We start from the raw sequence: 18,167 nt of genomic DNA, 5'->3' as shown, positions 1-18,167 counted from the left end.
CGCGCAGCACAAGGAGGCATGACGGCCGGACGCTCAATTACTGGGCGCCGCGGCCGGTCAAAACAATCTTCACGGTGCCAATGAGAATCCGCACATCAAGACGGAACGAAAGGTTGGCGATATAGGCGAGATCGTACCGAAGCCGGTCGGCGGGCGTGCTGTCGTAGCGTCCCCACACGTGCGACAGCGCCGTCACGCCCGGCCGCACACGCAACCGCAGGGGAAAAAAAGGAAGTTCTTGGGAAAATTTTGAGATGAAATGGGGCCGTTCGGGACGTGGACCCACAAGACTCATGTCGCCTTTGAGGATATTCCACATCTGCGGGATTTCGTCAATGCGTTTTGCGCGTAGGAACGCGCCCACGCGCGTGACACGCGGATCATCCTTGGTCGCCCAGACCGGCCCCGTCTCCTTTTCGGCGTCCACGCGCATCGTGCGCAGTTTGAGAATCTCGAATTCACGCCCGTTCTTTCCGGCGCGGATCTGGCGATAGAACACAGGACCCGGCGTTTCGAGGCGAATGGCAACGGCGGCGGCCAGAAGAATCGGCGAGGCCATCGCAAGCCCCGCGATCGCGCATGTAATGTCCATGCCCCGCTTGATGAACGCATACGGCCCCGACAACGGGCGCGGCTTGAGTTGGATGAGCGGAAGACCTCCAATTTCGTAGAGGTCGAGGCGGCTGATCATTGAATGATAGAATGTGGGGACAATATGCACGACAATGTTCCGGCGTTCGCAGAGGTCCACGATGCCCGGCAAATATTCGGGATTTTGGGCGAACACCTCGCCGACAATCAGGATTTCGTCCACGTTGTAGCGTTCGACGATCGCGTCAATCTCGCCGATGCATCCCAGAAAATCCGGCGGCGGCGTTTCGTTTTTCGACGAAACGCACCCGGCAACCCGATGGCCGACACGCGAATATTCCTGCAATTCCCGCGCGATGTCGGCAATCCTATCGGGGTTTCCAACCGCAATCACGCGACATTGCAGATCCCCTCGCTTTCGGCGGTCCGCCGTGTACCAGACACGCCAACCGGGCAGGATTACCAATTCGATTGCAAGCGCCGCCGCAAAAACCGAACGTCCGATGACCTGCGTTTCCGGCGCATAATAGAGAATCGCGAAAGTCGCCAACGCAAACGAGGCGAAATTGGCTAAAAGCACGCCCAGCGCCGCCGAAAACGCCAAGTCCGATTCGCTGCGCGTTTTCCCGAAGTCGTAGGACTCGAACGCGGCTAGGCTCGCGATGTGAATGGCCACGAACGGCAAGAGGCAGCGCGCAAGCGTGTCAAGCATCTCCGGCGACGCGCCGAAGGCCACACGCGCAACCGTGCAGCCCACGTAGGTGTACACGACGAGGACGGCGTCGGCCAATATGGCGGCGATTATTCTCATGATCCACCCTGGCCTCCGCCGCCGTTCACCGATCGGATTTCGATCGGCCAAAGCGGTATCGGGCCCGTGCCGGACACCGCGGCGACGCTTATCGTGTACCGCCCCGGCGCCGTATCGGGCGGAATTGTCAGCGCAAATGACTCAATCAGGACATCGCCGCGAAAACAAGGACCCGGTCCCAGTTGCCGGGGCGACGACGCGAGCGACACTTCCGCGCCCCCGGCGAAAGGCAATGCGCGAAAAGACAATTCCGGCAGCGCCCGGCCCCGCGGATTCCCCGTGAAGAGAATGTAAAGGCCGGCCAAGATGGTCGCGCCCGATTCGGCGGTCTCCGGCGGAAGATCAAGACCCAGCACGCGCGCGCCCAAATCCAGCGAGCGATCGATGGGCATCGGCGGGGTTAGTTTTTCGCGCAGCATGCGCATGCGCGCCGCCTCGCCCGAATAGCCGCCGGCGGCGTAGAGATCGTGCAGCGCCTGCAGAGTCCACAGGGATCGGGGAAACATTTGCAGATGACGTTCGAAAATCTCGATGGCCTTGGCCGTCCGCTCCATTGAACGATAGGCCACGCCCATGTCGTACAGAACTTGCTTTGCCTCGGGAGCGTCCGACAGATTCAACACCTGTTCGCGCACCGCAATGGCTTCTTCCAGTCTGTCTAGTTTCTGATAGGCGTCGCCCAGCGCCGAAAGGGCCTCGATGGCCTGCGCGGAACTCGACGCGGCCTTGCGAAGCGGCGCAAGGCAGCCTTCATGGTCGCCTTGCCGAAACAGGGCAAGTCCGTAATGGAGGTTGGCCCGCGCATCATCGGGAAAACGGTCGAGGTAATTCCGGCACATGGCCAGCAGTTCGCTGCGGCGGTTCTTGCGTTCCAGGAAAAAGGCATACCGCGCGAGCGCCGGCGCATTGCGTCCCGACACCGCCACCGCGCGCGCGTACGCGGCATCCGCCTGCTCATCCATCCCGTGCGCGTCGTAGAAGCGCGCCAGCTCCGTCAGAACCGCCGGGTCGGCTCCGCGCCGTTCCGCCGCTCTCCGAAACAACGCTTCCGCGCTGGACGCATCGCCGCGTTCCTCGGCGGCCTGTGCGTTGCGCAGGATCGTTTCAACGGAATGCTCACGCGCAATATTCGCCAGACGATCGCGATACGCCGCGGCCGCCGCCACGCACAGCACGAAACTGATCATGAGCGCGGCCCACGCCACGCGCGGCGCGGTCAGCCGCCCTTTTTTCCGAAGGTTGTCTGCTGTCATCCATTCCGCCTCGACGGGTATTCTATCATCCCCCTTGGAGACCGTTCCTGTCAAAATCGCGCAGGCACGAGCATTTCGAAAATATTTCCAACCGCCCGTCGGTCCTTTTCGCCATCGTCATCGGTATCGCCATCGAAGACCCGCCCCCCCAAAAAACCGGTAATCCGCCTTGGCCCGCCCGTTGCCGGGATGCGCGGGAATCTGTAAGATGGCACGTATGCGTCGAACCGGCGCCCATCGCAAGGATTGCCGGATCGGGAGATTGGACAGGGAATTGCACGGAGACGGGCCATGAACAGCCAGGATATCCGATGGATACAGCGTTACAATCACCTCGGGCAAGCATACGGGCAATTGCACAATGCCGTGGAACTCGCCGGACAGCGCGCGTTGAGCGATCTGGAAGAACAGGGCATGATTCAAGCCTTCGAGTACACCCACGAACTGGCATGGAACGTCATGAAGGATTTTCTCGAAGATCAGGGGCTACGCGATCTCTATGGGTCGAAGGACACCACGCGGGAGGCGTTCAAAAGAGGTCTCATCGAAAATGGTGAAATCTGGATGGACATGATCAAGAGCAGGAATCTCAGTTCGCATACCTACAACCGCGATGTCGCCCGAATGATAGTCCGGGCGATTCGGGAGCATTACTGCATGGAGTTCGGGCGGCTTCTCGAAAGATTGAAGCCTTTGACCGGAGAAAAATCGGCATGAAGTTCGGTTTGAAGGAAACGGTCATTGGGCAAATTCAGTCCGTGTTTGCCCGCTATCCGCAGGTGGAGCGGGCCATTCTTTACGGTTCTCGCGCCAAAGGACCCTGCAAGACCGGTTCCGACATTGACCTGGCGCTCGTTGGCGGGGACGATCTGAATCTGAAGGTGCTGTACCGTATCATGGACGACATGGACGATCTGCTCCTGCCGTATTCCTTCGACCTTTCCATCCTGCGGTACATCGGCGACCCCGAAGTGGTCGATCACATTCGGCGAGTGGGAAAACTTTTTTATCAGAAAGCGGCGGAGCCAGCCCCGCAGGAACCACTTCCCCCTGAAAACGGGAACGCCGCCACGAAAGAATCGTGAGGCCCGCCCGTTGCCGTTCCCTTCGGCCGGCCGCCGCATTGAACACCGGCGCACATCGTGGCATGATGTAGCCGCGCGAAATCGAGGAGACGATGTCATGCAGGATAAAACGAGCTTGGGCCACACCATTCGCACCTTGCGCGAGGCCCGCCATCTGAGCGTCGAACAACTCGCGGAAAAAAGCCAACTCAACCGGAAACTGCTCGAGGAACTCGAAGCGGACGAACATGTCGCGTCGCTGGCGCCGATTATCAAGATCGCGCGGGGACTCGGCGTGCCGTTGAGCGCGCTCATAGACGACGCGCCGACGGCGGCGCCGGTGGTCGTTCGGGGAGGGCGTTCGGAAACGTCCATGGAAATGTCGGGGCTGGGACCGTATTGCCTGAGCACGCTGGATTTTCATCCGCTCGCGAAAAACAAACGGGACCGCCACATGGAGCCCTTCGTCGTGGAGGTGCATCCGACCGTGCCCGAAGAATGCACGCTGTCGTTTCACGATGGCGAGGAATTCCTGTACGTCCTTTCGGGGCGCATCGAGGTCATTCATGGCGGCCAGCGCTACGAATTGGCGCCCGGTGACAGCATCTATTACGATTCCTCGACGCCGCACCAGGTTCAAGCCATCGGCGATACTGACGCGCGAATCCTCGCGGTCGTCTACGCCTGATCAAAATGAACCGGCGTCATGCGATACTTGCGGTCGTCATCGTAGCGGCAGCCATGTCCGCGCAAGCGGAGGAATCCGCCGCGCACAAGGCGTTCTTTGCCCGGCCCATTCTGCTGGCCGCGCATCGCGGCGGCGTGAACCTCTGGCCGGAAAACACCCTGACCGCCTTCCGGAACGCCGCGGACACATGGCCCGGCATCCTTCTCGAAGGCGACGCACAATGCACGAAAGACGGCCACGCCGTACTGCTCCACGACCGGACGGTGGATCGCACAACGAACGGCACGGGGCGCATCGAGGACTTGACCCTGGATCAAGCCAAGTCGCTCGATGCGGGCTATCGCTTCACGCGCGACAAGGGCGCGACCTATCCCTATCGCGGCCAAGGCATTACGATTCCGACATTCGCGGAGGCGCTGGCCGCCCTGCCGCAATCGCGGTTCCTGATCGAAATCAAGAATCATCCCGGCGTGCCAGAGGCGATTGTCCGGGATATCGTGGCGGCCAACGCATTCGACCGCGTCATTCTGGCCTCGTTCAATCCAATCCTTGCCGCGCAGGTACGCAGGCTCAACCCGAATATCCTGACCTGTTACGATGTCCTGGAAGGCGTGAACATGCTGGTGCGATTGCGGTCGGGGCGCTGGGCGGACTATCGCCCGCAGGCGGATATGTTGGCAATCGCGGACGATCTGATTGACGCGTTCCACATCGAACCGGACGAGATTCGCGCCATGCAGGCCAAAGGCATCCCCGTGCTCGTCCATACCGTCAACGGTCCCGATGAAATGCGCCTTTATCTTGCGCAGGGCGTGGATTCCGTGCTGACGGATTATCCCGAACGCCTGGCCGCCGTGATCGGCGAACGCTGAAACAGCGCCGCCGAATGAAAACCAGAGGAGTCGAGCGATGCGGAAGTTGATGGTGACGGGATATGGCGGCTTCGTCGCGGGAAGCGTGGTGTGGCAGGCGGCGCGAAGCGGGGATTGGAACGTGTACGCGTTGTCGCTCCTCGAGAAGCAGGAGGAGCGGGAACGTTTTCATTGCATCCCGTTCGACTTGTGCGACGGGGCAAAGCTGGAAAAGGTTTTCGCGGAGGTCCGCCCGGAGGCGGTCGTACATACGGCGGCGTTGGCGGACATTGATTACTGCCAGACCCATCAGGCGGATGCCGTGCGGGTGAATGTGGATGCGACGCGGGACATGGCGCGGCTCTGCGCCGGGTCAGGCGCGAAAATGATCCTGTGTTCGACGGACACCGTGTTCGACGGCACAAAAGGCATGTATACCGAGGAGGATTCCCCGCACGCGGTCAACTTCTATGCCGAGACAAAGGTCGAGGCGGAGCGGATCGTGCGCGAGACGGTTCCGAACGGGGTCGTGGCGCGGCTGTCGCTGGTGATGGGTTTGTCGGTGCTGGGCGCAGGCAATTCGTTCCTGGCCAAGATGATCACTGCGCTAAAAAAGGGCGAACCGGTCCAATTTCCCGCAAACGAAATACGCACACCGGTGGACGTTATCACGGTGGGCCGGGCCTTCCTGGAACTGGCGGGAAACGATTTCGCCGGGACGATTCACCTTGCCGGTTCGACGCGGATCAACCGTTACGAGATGGCATGCGAAATCGCCGCGCATCTCGGTTATCCGCGCGAACTCGTGATCGCGACCGACTCCAACGCCATGCCGGGCCGCGCGCCGCGTCCGAACGACGCCTCGCTGGACAATGCCAAGGCGAAACGACTCCTCGAAACGCCGATGCAATCCCTCATGGGCGGCCTTGACCTCGTGCTGCGCATGAAACAGGCGCAGGAAAGCGAATCGGTATTCTGACCACGGCATCATGCGCTCAAGCGCTCCTGTAACGTGCTGAGCGCTTCCATAATGGCAGGATCGGGGCGCCGGTCAATGGCCTTGCGCAGTTTGGGCAACGCGCCGCCGACTTTCCTGCCGCCGCGCGCCGTTCCGAACAAGTGCCGGCTGACCGTTGACTGCGACAGGTCGAGGAGGACGGCGATGTCTTCCTGTGTCTTGCCATAATAGAAGTACAAAAGCACCACTTCGCGCTGGCGTCCGGTGAGTTCGGACTCGATCAGTCCGCGCACGGACGGGGCCACCTCCTGGTAGAATTCCCGCAGGGCATACCGCCGCTCACGATCTTCTTCCGTCTCAAACCATAACGCACGATTCGCGGGGATACGATCAAGATTCGCTACATCGATCGAGATTTCCCAATATTCGGGCCGGTATTCCGTCATAACCGCAGCCTCCTTCCGTCTTTGTCTGTCGTTTCTTTTCCGTTTGTCGTCTGGCGGGCCATTCGAGCCCCATGCCGTTGATGTGTCGCAATCGCCGATTTCGGAACATCGTTCATTCTCCTTGTTGCCGTGTTGTGCCAAGCCGAAAAAAAGAAGCGCCGCGGAACGAATCGTTTTGGGGTTCGCTCGCGGCGCCTCGATGGCTCCGATCTATGGGATTAGCCTATCTGGTCGAGTACACCTCCCCGGACGAACCGTGCGGATGCAGTCGGTGCAACATTCGCCGCATCGCCTTGCCGTATGTAAAACGCCACGTCATCCGATGTCTCTCCTTTACTGTAAAAAATTATACGGAAGCGCTGAAAACAATTGCAAAAGGAAGCAATCGCTTTGCTTATGTATCGTTTTATGCATACTTCAAGTCCCTGTACATTTTTGTGCAATTCATAATTGAAAAACAAGAAGCTGTACAAAAATGAACGCAGTAATTTCTGGACAAAAATATGCGCAAAATGCTTTGGCGTATAGATTTGTGCTTTTTGTCAACAATTGGCACGCCAAATGCTCTTACCAAATTACCATGGAATCGAATCAATCAAGCGAGAAGGAGAATGGAAGGATGTACGCGGAAGTGGCGACGCCATTGGAGGTGGTCCAAGCGAATCTGCCCGGCTGGCAGGTGATCGAAAAGGAAAGAAAAGAAAAAAGGGGGCGCATTTTGGTGGTGGACGACGAAAATGGCCCCCGGCAGGCGTTGCGCATGCTGCTCAAGGAGGAATACGAAGTTTTTCTGGCGTCCGATGTTGCCTCGGCGCTGGTGATTTTGGAGCGGGAATCCATTGATTTGGTCATTACGGACATCCGGATGCCGCGCCAGTCCGGCGTGGATCTCCTTCGGATCATCAAGGAGCAACATCCGGAGATTCAGGTCATTATCCTGACCGGCTACGCGCATCTGGACACGGCGATGAAGGCGGTGGAATTCGGCGCGTTCGTCTATCTGGAAAAGCCTTTCGACAACAACGCCATGCTGACCTATGTGCATGCGGGGCTGGACAAGACGCGGCAGGAACGCGAACGCCGCGTGATGGAACGCCTGGCCATCGAGGCGAACCGTTTCGAGACGTTCGGCAGGCTGGTGTCGGGCGTGATGCACGACATGGGTTCGCCGCTGTCGGTCATTGGCGCGACCATCGAGATGATGCTGGACAACCCCGAACGCACCGACGCCACGGATCGCCTCAAGACGATGCAGGCCCAGGTCAGGCACTGCAGCGAAATGGTCCGTTCGGCGATGAACGTGCTGCGGCAGGAAAGCCGCGGCAAGACGATGTTCAGTCTCAACAGCGTCGTCAATACCTGCCTGGAAGTGGGGCATCCGTCCATGCGGACCTGCGGTGTCACGGCGCACAAGGAACTCGCGCCGGATTTGGGTTCGTGTCTGGGCGATTTGGTGCTTGTGCGGCAGGCCGTGCTCAACCTGATTGCGAACGCGTGCCAGGCCATGAAGGAGTGGGAGGAACCGCGCGAACTGTTCCTGCGCACATGGATGGAAGACGGCGAGGCATGCTTGGCGGTCGAAGACACGGGGCCGGGCATTCCGGAAGAACATCGCGAGTGCATTTTCGATGCCTTCTTCACGACCAAGGGCGAACAGGGCACCGGCCTTGGACTGGCCGTGGTCCGGAACGCCATGAAACAGCACGGCGGATCGGTCGCGTTGCTGGAGCGTCCCGGCCGGGGCGCCACGTTCGTGCTGCGGTTTCCGACGGTAACGCTCGAGGAAGCGGTAGAAGCCATGCGGGACAACAATGTCAGGACGCTTTGACGCGGGACAGTAATAGATTCACGTAACGTGATTTCATTTGCCTGCTTGCCATGGCGCGCTTGATCGGCGGCAGTTTCACGATGGCGCCGAGGATGGCCGCCATGGCCCGATGGCTGGCCGACGCCTGATTGTCGAAAATCAATTCCGGAAGTGTTCCGCGCTCGACGGCCATGAGTACGGCGCGATGGACGGAATCCACCGGCGTGATCACGCGTTCGGAGCGCGATTCGAGTTTCAGGGCATTCTTGCCGCAGGCGCGCACGCACACCCCGCAACCAAGGCACATGCGATCATCGAGTTTCGCGACCCGGCGATTCGGCGCTGCGGAATCGTTTGCCGAAACCAGCGCCATCGCCTCGACCGGGCATGCGGACACGCAGCGGCCACAGCCCGTGCAGGCGTCCAGGACGACAACGGGAATGAAGTTCGTCGTGTGGATGGGCCGCATCACGCCGAACTTGCGCGCGGCCAGCATGGCCTCGCAACAGCATCCGCAGCAATGGCAGATGAAACTCACGCGCCTTTGGTTGTTTTCGGCGAATTGGACCAATCCCCGTTCGGTGGCCTGATTGAGCAGATCCACGGCCTCGGCCTTTTCGATGGCGCGGGCGTAGCCGTGCCGGATAAGCGAACCGGCCGCGGCATTGAAGGTCATGCAGATATCCATCGGCGCATCGCACGCCTGGCCGATATGCTGTTTCTTGTGCCGGCAATAGCACAGGCTGACGCCCACTTGCGGCGACGTGGCGATGACTTCCGTCGCCCGCTCGTAGTCCATGACATGCAGGGCGTTTTCACTCGACAACACCGCCTCCTGCACAAGCACGCGGCCGAACTGCGTCTCGCCGGTCGCGAAGAGCGCCTTGACGAAATCCTCCTCGACGTGGAGGTACTGGTGGAACAGTTCCGCGAGGACATGCTGGTCTATGTCGTCACGCACGCGCATCATCGAAAACTCGAAGAATCCCGCCATCGGCGGCGGAAGAATGTAGTGCATGGCGCCGTCGCGTCCCGGAAAATCGAGCAGCAACGCGCGATCCGCAAGGCGGTCAAGCAAAGCCTGCGCGTCCGCAAGGGACATCTGCCACACCGTGGCGGCCTGCTTGACGCCGAAGGGCTTGATGGGAAGCAGCGCAACCTTCGCCGCCTCCTCTTCGGAAAAGAGCATGCCGAGGATTTTGTACAAGAGATCCGACGGCGGCGCTCCCTGCGGCGCCTTGTTCAGGCGCGCGACGAGTTGTTGATATCCCGTTTTTGCCGTGGCATGAGCCATGCAGCCTCTCCCGTTTGTTTTCGGAACATGCGCGGAACGATCCCAATGCGTTTACGGTATCACAGCGGCTGCCCTATGCGCAATGGGTCGCACAAACGGGGCGGGCCTGTGCGATAGGGATAATGCGGGGCGCCAAATTGCCCCTTTATCTTGTGGTATGCGCTGTGGTATACTCCGCAACAATACAATATATGGGGAGTGCCGCGGGTGAATGGATTGAAACGCCGGGTCCATTTCGTCGGGGTTGGCGGTATCGGCATGAGCGGTCTTGCCGAAATCCTGCTGAACCTCGGTTACGATGTTTCGGGATCGGATCTGAAAGCGACGGAAATAACGGACCGTCTGGCCGCGTACGGGTTGCGGTTTTATGAAGGCCATGCGGCATCGAATATCGGCGATGCGGGCATCGTCGTGGTGTCGGCGGCGGTGAAATCCGACAATGCCGAAGTGACGGCGGCTCGCGAGCGCGGCACGCTGGTGATTCATCGCAGCGACATGCTCGCGGATTTGATGCGCCTCAAGCCGAACGCGGTGGCGGTCGGGGGCACGCACGGGAAGACGACGACGACCTCCATGATCAGCGCGTTTCTGGACCGCGCAAACATCGGCGCGACGAGTATCGTGGGCGGCATCCTGCACCGCAGCGGAACGAATGCCCGCTGGGGAACGGGCGATTATCTCGTCGCGGAGGCCGATGAACACGACGGCTCGTTTCTCCGGCTGCATCCGACGATTTCGGTGGTCACGAGCATTGACGCGGAACATCTCGAATATTACGGCACGTTGGATGGCATCCAGCGGGCTTTTGTGGACTTTTGCAACCGGATTCCCTTCTACGGCTATTCGATCGTGTGCTGGGACGAGCCGAACATCCGCGCCGTGATACCGGAAATCGAAAGCGTATGCATTCCGTATGGTATCGAGGACGGCGCGGCGGTTCGCGGCTCGAATATTCAGCTGGCCGTGCCGGATCCGTCCCGCCCCAAGGCGGCGCAACTGTCGCATCTGCGCACCCGGTTCGACGTGGAGGTGCATGACGAGCGCTTGGGGCTGACCGGCCGCATGGGCACGCTGGAAGTCAACGCAATCGGGACCCACAATGTCCGCAATGCGCTGGGCGCCTGCACGGTGGGCCTGTGCCTCGGCATGCGTTTCGGCATGATTGCCGACGGTTTGAAATTGTTCGACGGCGTCCAGCGGCGGCTGCAAGTCCGGGGCGAAGCGCGCGGGGTGCTGGTTGTCGAGGATTACGCGCATCATCCGACGGAGATCGCGAGCACGCTGGAAGCGGTGCGATGGGCCGAACCGAAACGGATCGTCGCGGTGTTTCAGCCGCATCTTTACAGCCGGACGAAATTCTTCCGGGACGATTTTGCCCGCGTGCTGGCTTCGGTGGATCGCGCCATCGTGACCGACATCTATCCGTCCCGCGAGGAACCGATGCCGGGCGTTGATTCCAGCATCGTGGTCGAGGCGGCCCGCGAACAGGGCGCGGCGCATGTCTCGTTGATTCGCGACATGTATGCCGTGCCGGCCCAAATCGCCCCGGATCTCGAACCGGGCGACATCGTGCTCGTGCTGGGAGCCGGAAACATCAACCGCATCGCCGAACCGTTGTTGCAGGAATTGGCGCGCACATGAAGCCATCGCCCCCCAGGCGCAAACGACTGCCCAAGGAAAACCCGAAGCCGCTGACGGCGCGCTGGCCGTTCCGCCTGATCGAAACGCTGGCGTGCCTGGCGCTCATCGGGGCATTCATCGGCGGCGGCGTCTATTACTTGCGAACAGCGCCGGAATTCCGCGTGCGGACCATCCGGGTCGAGGGCGCCAACAAACTGGCGGACGAAACCATCATTCAGTTGTCCGGTATCACGAACGCGGATTGCACGCTTTTTCTCAATTCGGCGGCCATCCGCGCGCGGATCATGAAACAGCCGTATGTGCGCGAGTGCAAGGTGACGCGGCATTTTCCGGGGTGCGTGGCGATCGCCATCGAGGAACGCACGGCGCTGGCGACCCTGATGGTGAACAACCGCCTGTTCGAGGTGGACGACGAATGCAACGTGCTGCGCGAAATCGAGCCGGACAAGCCGCATCCGGGCCCCTTTATCACGAATGCGGACGGCTTGGGATATGTCGAACCGGGCAAGAAACTCGACAATAATCCGGTGGCCTGCGCGTTGGCGGTCTGGCGCGCCTTCAGCCAGACGGCCATGTCGCGCGAAGTGACCGTTTCAGAAATATCCGCCGCCCAGGAAAACCGGCTTTGCATGTATTGCAACGAACTTGAATTCGAGATCCGGTGGGGACGCGACAATTTCGAGAAACAGGCCCGCAAGCTCGATATATTCTGGCGGTCGCAAACGAAGCCGGTGCGGTGCAAGAGTTATCTCGATCTGCGGTTTGGAAACGATGTGGCATGCAAATAAAGACTGAAGGCTGAACAGGCCTCGGACGGCGCCAGGAAGAAACAGGAGATATTGCCATGACGACGATTGGGATGTCGGACGAGTTCACGACGTTCGCGCAACGCGCGGTAATCAAGGTCTGCGGCGTAGGCGGCGGGGGCGGCAACGCCGTGAACCGCATGATCGCGGCGGGACTGCGCGAGGTCGAGTTCATCGTGGTCAACACGGACGCGCAGGCGCTTCAGAATTCACCCGCACCACGCCGGCTGCAAATCGGCCTTGAAACGACCCACGGTCTCGGGGCGGGGGCCAAGCCGGATATCGGCCGGGCCGCCGCCATCGAGGATCGCGATCGGCTTTCCGAGGCGCTCAAAGGCGCCGACATGGTCTTTCTGACGGCGGGTCTCGGCGGTGGCACGGGCACGGGCGCGGGACCGGTCGTGGCCGAAATTGCGAAGGGCACCGGCGCGCTCGTCGTGGCCATCGTGACGCTGCCGTTTTCGTTCGAGGGCATCGAGCGCATGGAAAACGCCCGCGAGGGACTCAAACTGCTCGAGGAACAGGTGAACAGCCTCATCGTCGTGCCCAACGATCGCGTCGCCGCGCTCGGACAAAACAAGATTTCGTTTCTGAACGCGTTCCAGCAGGCCGACGAAGTCCTGCACAACGGCGTGCGCGCCATCACCGATCTGATTACGGTGCATGGATTGATCAACGTGGATTTCGCCGACGTGCGCACCGTGATGGAAATTGGCGGACGGGCGCTGATGGGCATCGGCGTGGCCGAAGGCGAGAACCGGGCCGTGCGCGCCGCGCAGGAGGCCATTGTCTGCCCGCTGCTGGAACAGTCGAACATTCAGGGCGCGCGCGGCGTCATCGTGAACGTGACCGGCGGCCGCGACATCGGCATGCGCGAGATGGAAGAGGCCGTTTCGACCGTGCGCAAGGCCGCGCACCCGAAAGCGCGGATCATATTCGGCGCGGTGGTGAGCGAGGAAGAACGCCCCGAACTTCAGGTGATGGTGATCGCGGCGGGATTCGATCCGGACATGGCATCGGAGTATTCGGACCAGGGGCTTGTGTCGGCGGCGGAAACGCCCGTGGCCGCGCCGGTCGAACCGCCCGTGTTCGCGCCGGCCCCCGCCAAGCCGGTGCTCCCGCCGGAGCCTGCTCCCGTCAAACCCGGCACGCAGATCGAGTTTGCCGTGAACAACAAGGACACGGTCGAGGCCGGCGTGTCCACTACGGTGTGGGCCGGCAACGAACCGGAACCGGAACCGGCCGTCCAGCGTTCCGGCGGCTCGCAGGACGACGACATGAATCTGCCGACATGGCTGAGGAAACGGCTGAAGAAGTAGGTGGTTGGAACGGGAAGATACGTGTAAGAGAAATCGCAGATCTAAAAAATCGTAATCGGAGAAGACAATCATGGCGGTGCGAATTGGATTTATCGGCGCGGGCGGCAATGCGAATTGGCACATGGATATGTTGCGGGACGTTCCGGACGCAAAGGTTGTCGCGGTAACGGATCTCGCGTTCGACAAGGCGAAAACGGCGGCGGAAAAACACGGCGCGAAACCCTATGCCAGCCATAAAATCATGCTGGAAGAGGAAAAACTGGACTGCTGCTACATCTCGGTGCCGCCGTACCAGCATGGCGAGCCGGAAATAGACGTCATTCACAAAGGATTGCCGTTTTTCGTCGAAAAACCGCTGGCGACGACATGGGATCTCGCCACGGATATCGCGGACCGCATCGAGAAACGCGGAATCGGCACCTGCGTCGGCTACCAGATTCGTTATCTCGATATCATGGACCGCGCAAAGGAAATGCTGGACGGCGCCTTTGTGAACATGGTCCAGGGCCATTACGTCTGCGGCGCCATCGGCGGCTGGTACACGCGGCTGGCGTTGTCGGGCGGACAGATCACCGAGCAGGCCACGCACATGCTCGACCTGATGCGATTCCTGCTTGGCGACGTCGAATGGGTGTGCGCGACGAAACGGCAGGGCGCGGTGGTCACGGCGGACAAATTGGAGGCGAGCGCGTTGGGCAAGGGGTCGGTGTCGAGCCAGACGGCCGGGCTTCAATTGCACGAGTACAATATCTGGGACGCGACCACGCTGCTCATGCAGTTCGAATCCGGAATCCCGGGCGTTTTCGTGTGTTCGTGCCAGGTCAATTACATGTTTGAAGTTTTGTTGGATGTTTTCACAACGGATTTCCGCCTGAAAATTGACTACGAGAAAATGTCCATCATTCGCAAATCCGGCGGTGAAACCACGACCGAGGTAATCCGGGCCGACACATCGCCGAAAATTGACGCGACGTTTGTCAACGCGGTGAAGACCGGCGATTTCTCGAAGGTCCGCAGCAATTACGCCGACGCGATGAAAAGCCTTGCGGTATCGCTGGCGGCGGTGGAATCGGCGGAAACGGGCGAAATCGTCTGCACAGCCGATTGACATTGCTTTGAATGAGTACAGATAATGCCTGCACGTTGGTGTAGGCGGACGACAAGGAAATAGCGTTCATGGATCCGACCAGCATAATCGGCATTATCCTGGGCATCGTCCTGGTGGTGGGCGCCGGCATTGAAGAGGGGCTGCCCCCGTCGTCGCTGATTGCCCCAAGCGCCCTTGTCATTATTCTGGGCGGCACGATCGGCGCCACCATGACATGTTACTCGATGAACGAAATCAAGTCGCTCATCTCGGCGACATCATCGGCGTTCAAGAAACGCACCGTCGAGTTCCCGGACCTCTTCGAGATGTTCGGGGAACTGGCTACGCTGGCGCGCCGTGAAGGGTTGTTGGTGCTTGAAAACCATCCGATTCCCATAGACAGCCCGCTTCTGAAACGCGGCGTTGGCTTGATTGTGGACGGCACAGAGCCGGCGCTGCTGCGCGACATGCTCACAACGGAACTTTACACCTTCGAGGAACGCGCCAAAACCATGGCGGGCATCTGGTCCACGGCGGGCGGGTTCGCGCCGACGATGGGCATCATCGGAACGGTCATGGGCCTGATTCTCGTGATGGGCAATTTGGAAAACGCCAGCGAACTCGGCCCCTCGATTGCCGTCGCGTTCATGGCCACGTTCTATGGCGTTTCCTCGGCCAACTTGGTCATGTTGCCCATTGGCAAGAAGATGTTGCTTGTGGCCAAAGAGGAAACCCAGATCGGCCTCGTGATCGTGGAAGGACTGGTTTCGATCCAGTCCGGCGACAATCCCCGCGTGGTCCAGGAAAAACTCAAGTCCTATATTGATGAAAGCATGTGGGCAAGGCTGCACGTCAAGGCGCCGGTAAAAGAGACCAAGTAAGCGGCAAAGGAATCCAAGGTGGCCGGTAAACGTTCGCGCGAGGAAGCGCACGAAAACGAAGAGCGATGGCTGCTGACCTACGCGGACCTGATCACGCTCATGATGGTGTTCTTCGTCGTCATGTATTCGCTCTCCAAGGCCGACACGGCCCGCTTCCAGGCCCTGAGCGCCTCCCTGAGCAGCGCCTTCCACACCCCCGCGGGCACGCCCGTGCCGATGCCGGGCGGCGGGGGACGCCGGGGCACACAGCCGACCACGCGCCTCGAAAAAACGCCCAAACCCACTCCGGGCGGACCAGGCGCGATTGAAGGGAAAAATCTGACGCCCACCATCGAGAAACTACAGGCCGAGTTCATGGATCTCGTCGCCCGGGAAAATCTCGAAAACGCCATCACGGTCAGCACCAGCCCCGGCGGAACCAAACTCTTCGTGCGGATGTCTGATTCACTCTTGTTCGAGCCGGGCAGCGCCACGCCGACACCGGCGTCGCTTCCGCTACTGGGCAAGATCGCGCGGATTATCGCCGAGGCCAAGAAACCCGTCCGGGTCGAGGGTCACACGGACAACGTGCCGATTCGCACCGCGCGGTATCCGTCCAATTGGGAATTGTCCACCGAGCGCGCGTCATCCGTGATCGCCTACCTGATCAATCAGTACCAGTTGCCGCCTGAATTGCTCTCGGCGAGCGGTTACAGCGAATATCGCCCGGTCGCCCCAAACGACACCCCCGAAAACCGCGCCAAAAACCGGCGCGTGGAATTCGTTATTCTGGATGAAAACGAATAAGCGTGCATCCCATGCCGGACCCAACAGTCGCATGGGAAAAGCACTCTTGAAGCGTACAAATTTCGCGACGTTCGTGTCTGATAACGGGGCCGATGTGAAAATCGGCGAAGCGAGGCGGCCATGTTCAATATCATTGCAGGATTTCGACGCTCGATCCAAGGCGATACCACCCGGAAATGCGCGTTTTCATCGCTGGTTTGTGCCTGTTTGGCTTTGTCGTTGATGCCTGTGTTGTCCGGTTGTCCGAGGCACCGGGGACCCGCGGCGTCGTTCACGGCGGCGCCGTTGAGCGGCCCGGTTCCGCTCGACGTGCAGTTTACAAACACGTCGCGAGCGGGCGACGCGCCGATTACGGCGTGGGAATGGGATTTCGGCGACGGGGGAACGGCCAATGAGCCGAATCCCCTGCATCGGTATGAATTGCCGGGAACCTATACGCCGCGCCTGCGCATCGTGACGCGTTACGGCCAGGACACTTTCATCGCCGACGAACCCATTGTCGTCGAGGGCGTATGTGTGGAACCCGGCAACGACGACAGCGAGGGGCCGCTGGTCGAAATCCCCGATCCGCTGTCGGGCGACAATCCGCGATTTCCGATACAGGCCACCGCCCTTCCCGCGCCCGGCCAGATTATCGTTGACGCCGAATTGCACACGTCGCAGCGGCGCATAACGCAAGCGCTGAGCCTGCGGCACGAGTATTCCCGCCACGATCCGTTCAACGCGGACCAGAGCCTGATTATTCTGACATATTTTCCCGAAGGCGACTGGCGCGTCTACCGGACGGACTGCGTTCCCTACGACAGCCCGGAGAATTACGTCGCCAATCTGAACCTTGTCGAACCGCGATGGGATCCGCAGGACGCCCACATCCTCTGGGCCATCCGGGATCTCACGCTTGTCACGATTGACCTGCGCGATCCCGAAACGGTCGTTGTCGTAAAGGATTTCACGCAAGATCCGGTAACGGGTCCGTTCCTGCAAGCCAATCCCGACATCTACTGCATCACCATGGCGGACGAAGGCGAACCGTCGGATGATATGCGCTACTGGGCCTTTCTCATGCGCGGCACGCGGGACGATTATAGGTTCCGGGCCATACTCACATGGGATCGGGAAGGCGATCAGGTCATTGCGCTCCGCGTTCTTTCGGCGGCGGAGTCCGACATTGACTGGGTGGGCATGTCGCCGAAGGGAACCTATGCGCTTGTCGGCGGACTCGACCCGAACGGCGGCAATCTTGCGGGCCTAACGATGGCCACGCGCGATCTCACGCAATTCCACCGGCTCGATTTCACCACGGCCCATGCCGATGTCGGCCTTGACAGCGACGGAAACGAGGTTGTCGTCATGCAGAACAACCGGACGGACTATGTGGATTTGATTCCGATAGACTGGGCGACGCAGCCCATCCTCGAAACGGGCGGCGATTACACCGGCACGAACCGCGTGCCGCTCGTGCGCCTGTATTACGCGGGCGACGACTTGGGCCTGAACAGCGGCGTCCACATCTCGTGCAACTATCCCGGTTATGCCGTCATTTCGACGAATACCGAACCGGGACTTGCCGAACAGAACTGGCTCGACCGGAAAATCGTCCTCGTGTCGCTCGACCGAAGCCATCCGCGGGCCTTTTATCTTGCGCAGGTCCACGGCACGCGCGGAGGATATTGGGAAGAAACCCAGGCGAGCATCACACGAGACGGGCGCAAGATCATCTGGGCCACGAACTGGAACCAGAACGTGGGCCACGACCCGGAACTCGTCTGGGACATGCTCCTGTCCCTGCCCGCAGACTGGACTTCGGCATTGCTTCCCTTGCGATAAGCGGTGCAAATGAAACAGGCATGGCGCCGACGAAGAGTCAGCGCCATGCCGATGGGG

17 protein-coding genes are annotated in these 18,167 nt (G+C 60.4%); 13 read left to right on the top strand and 4 right to left on the bottom strand.

Annotation, left to right across the window (positions count from 1 at the left end):
* Positions 1-37: 37 nt before the first annotated feature.
* Positions 38-1,402: a sugar transferase gene (locus P5540_08530; GenBank protein HRT64863.1), complete on the bottom strand. Its 1,365-nt coding sequence runs from the start codon at positions 1,400-1,402 to the stop codon at positions 38-40.
* The gene (locus tag P5540_08525) at positions 1,399-2,655 is read right to left on the bottom strand and encodes a tetratricopeptide repeat protein (GenBank protein HRT64862.1); all 1,257 of its coding nucleotides are present in this window, start codon (positions 2,653-2,655) and stop codon (positions 1,399-1,401) included. The genes P5540_08530 and P5540_08525 overlap by 4 nt, the downstream gene beginning before the upstream one ends.
* A gap of 291 nt (positions 2,656-2,946) precedes the next feature.
* Between P5540_08525 and P5540_08520 the strand changes: the two genes are divergently transcribed.
* From P5540_08520 to P5540_08500, 5 genes are all read left to right on the top strand, one after another.
* A complete protein-coding gene (locus tag P5540_08520; protein HRT64861.1) occupies positions 2,947-3,372 on the top strand; it encodes a nucleotidyltransferase substrate binding protein in 426 nt (141 codons plus the stop codon).
* Complete coding sequence (locus P5540_08515) at positions 3,369-3,740, top strand: nucleotidyltransferase domain-containing protein (protein HRT64860.1); 372 nt, start codon at positions 3,369-3,371, stop codon at positions 3,738-3,740. The genes P5540_08520 and P5540_08515 overlap by 4 nt, the downstream gene beginning before the upstream one ends.
* Before the next feature lie 97 nt (positions 3,741-3,837).
* A complete protein-coding gene (locus P5540_08510) occupies positions 3,838-4,407 on the top strand; it encodes an XRE family transcriptional regulator (GenBank protein HRT64859.1) in 570 nt (189 codons plus the stop codon).
* A 53-nt stretch (positions 4,408-4,460) separates the two neighbouring features.
* Positions 4,461-5,279 carry a glycerophosphodiester phosphodiesterase family protein gene (locus tag P5540_08505; protein HRT64858.1) on the top strand — a complete coding sequence of 273 codons (819 nt, stop codon included), beginning with the start codon at positions 4,461-4,463 and terminating at the stop codon, positions 5,277-5,279.
* A 37-nt stretch (positions 5,280-5,316) separates the two neighbouring features.
* Positions 5,317-6,237 (top strand): SDR family oxidoreductase, encoded by a 921-nt coding sequence (locus P5540_08500; protein HRT64857.1) that lies wholly within the window; start codon positions 5,317-5,319, stop codon positions 6,235-6,237.
* Between the two features lie 8 nt (positions 6,238-6,245).
* Here the strand turns inward: P5540_08500 and P5540_08495 are convergent, their stop codons facing one another.
* Entirely contained in the window at positions 6,246-6,662 is a 417-nt protein-coding gene (locus P5540_08495) for a sigma factor-like helix-turn-helix DNA-binding protein (GenBank protein HRT64856.1), read from the bottom strand.
* Between the two features lie 619 nt (positions 6,663-7,281).
* Between P5540_08495 and P5540_08490 the strand changes: the two genes are divergently transcribed.
* A complete protein-coding gene (locus P5540_08490; protein HRT64855.1) occupies positions 7,282-8,490 on the top strand; it encodes a hybrid sensor histidine kinase/response regulator in 1,209 nt (402 codons plus the stop codon).
* On the opposite strand, the gene P5540_08485 is transcribed toward P5540_08490, so the two are convergent.
* A complete protein-coding gene (locus P5540_08485; protein ID HRT64854.1) occupies positions 8,477-9,763 on the bottom strand; it encodes a 4Fe-4S dicluster domain-containing protein in 1,287 nt (428 codons plus the stop codon). The two genes, P5540_08490 and P5540_08485, sit on opposite strands and share 14 nt — an antisense overlap.
* Before the next feature lie 207 nt (positions 9,764-9,970).
* On the opposite strand from P5540_08485, the gene murC reads away from it, so the two are divergent.
* The 7 genes from murC (at position 9,971) to P5540_08450 (ending at position 18,110) form a co-directional block, all read left to right on the top strand.
* Positions 9,971-11,404, top strand: coding sequence for a UDP-N-acetylmuramate--L-alanine ligase (gene murC / locus P5540_08480; protein ID HRT64853.1), 1,434 nt, complete (start codon positions 9,971-9,973; stop codon positions 11,402-11,404).
* Positions 11,401-12,192 carry an FtsQ-type POTRA domain-containing protein gene (locus P5540_08475; GenBank protein HRT64852.1) on the top strand — a complete coding sequence of 264 codons (792 nt, stop codon included), beginning with the start codon at positions 11,401-11,403 and terminating at the stop codon, positions 12,190-12,192. The genes murC and P5540_08475 overlap by 4 nt, the downstream gene beginning before the upstream one ends.
* Positions 12,193-12,248: 56 nt before the next feature.
* The gene (gene ftsZ, locus P5540_08470; GenBank protein ID HRT64851.1) at positions 12,249-13,529 is read left to right on the top strand and encodes a cell division protein FtsZ; all 1,281 of its coding nucleotides are present in this window, start codon (positions 12,249-12,251) and stop codon (positions 13,527-13,529) included.
* A gap of 70 nt (positions 13,530-13,599) precedes the next feature.
* Positions 13,600-14,637, top strand: a complete 1,038-nt coding sequence (locus tag P5540_08465) for a Gfo/Idh/MocA family oxidoreductase (GenBank protein ID HRT64850.1) — start codon at positions 13,600-13,602, stop codon at positions 14,635-14,637.
* Positions 14,638-14,705: 68 nt separating this feature from the next.
* Entirely contained in the window at positions 14,706-15,497 is a 792-nt protein-coding gene (locus P5540_08460; GenBank protein HRT64849.1) for a MotA/TolQ/ExbB proton channel family protein, read from the top strand.
* Between the two features lie 18 nt (positions 15,498-15,515).
* The gene (locus P5540_08455) at positions 15,516-16,283 is read left to right on the top strand and encodes a flagellar motor protein MotB (protein HRT64848.1); all 768 of its coding nucleotides are present in this window, start codon (positions 15,516-15,518) and stop codon (positions 16,281-16,283) included.
* A gap of 120 nt (positions 16,284-16,403) precedes the next feature.
* Positions 16,404-18,110, top strand: coding sequence for a PKD domain-containing protein (locus P5540_08450; GenBank protein ID HRT64847.1), 1,707 nt, complete (start codon positions 16,404-16,406; stop codon positions 18,108-18,110).
* The last annotated feature ends 57 nt before the right edge of the window (positions 18,111-18,167 follow it).

The sequence above is a fragment of the Candidatus Hydrogenedentota bacterium genome (assembly GCA_035450225.1).
Classification (GTDB): domain Bacteria; phylum Hydrogenedentota; class Hydrogenedentia; order Hydrogenedentales; family SLHB01; genus DSVR01.
This window is presented reverse-complemented; position numbering and strand designations above follow the sequence as displayed.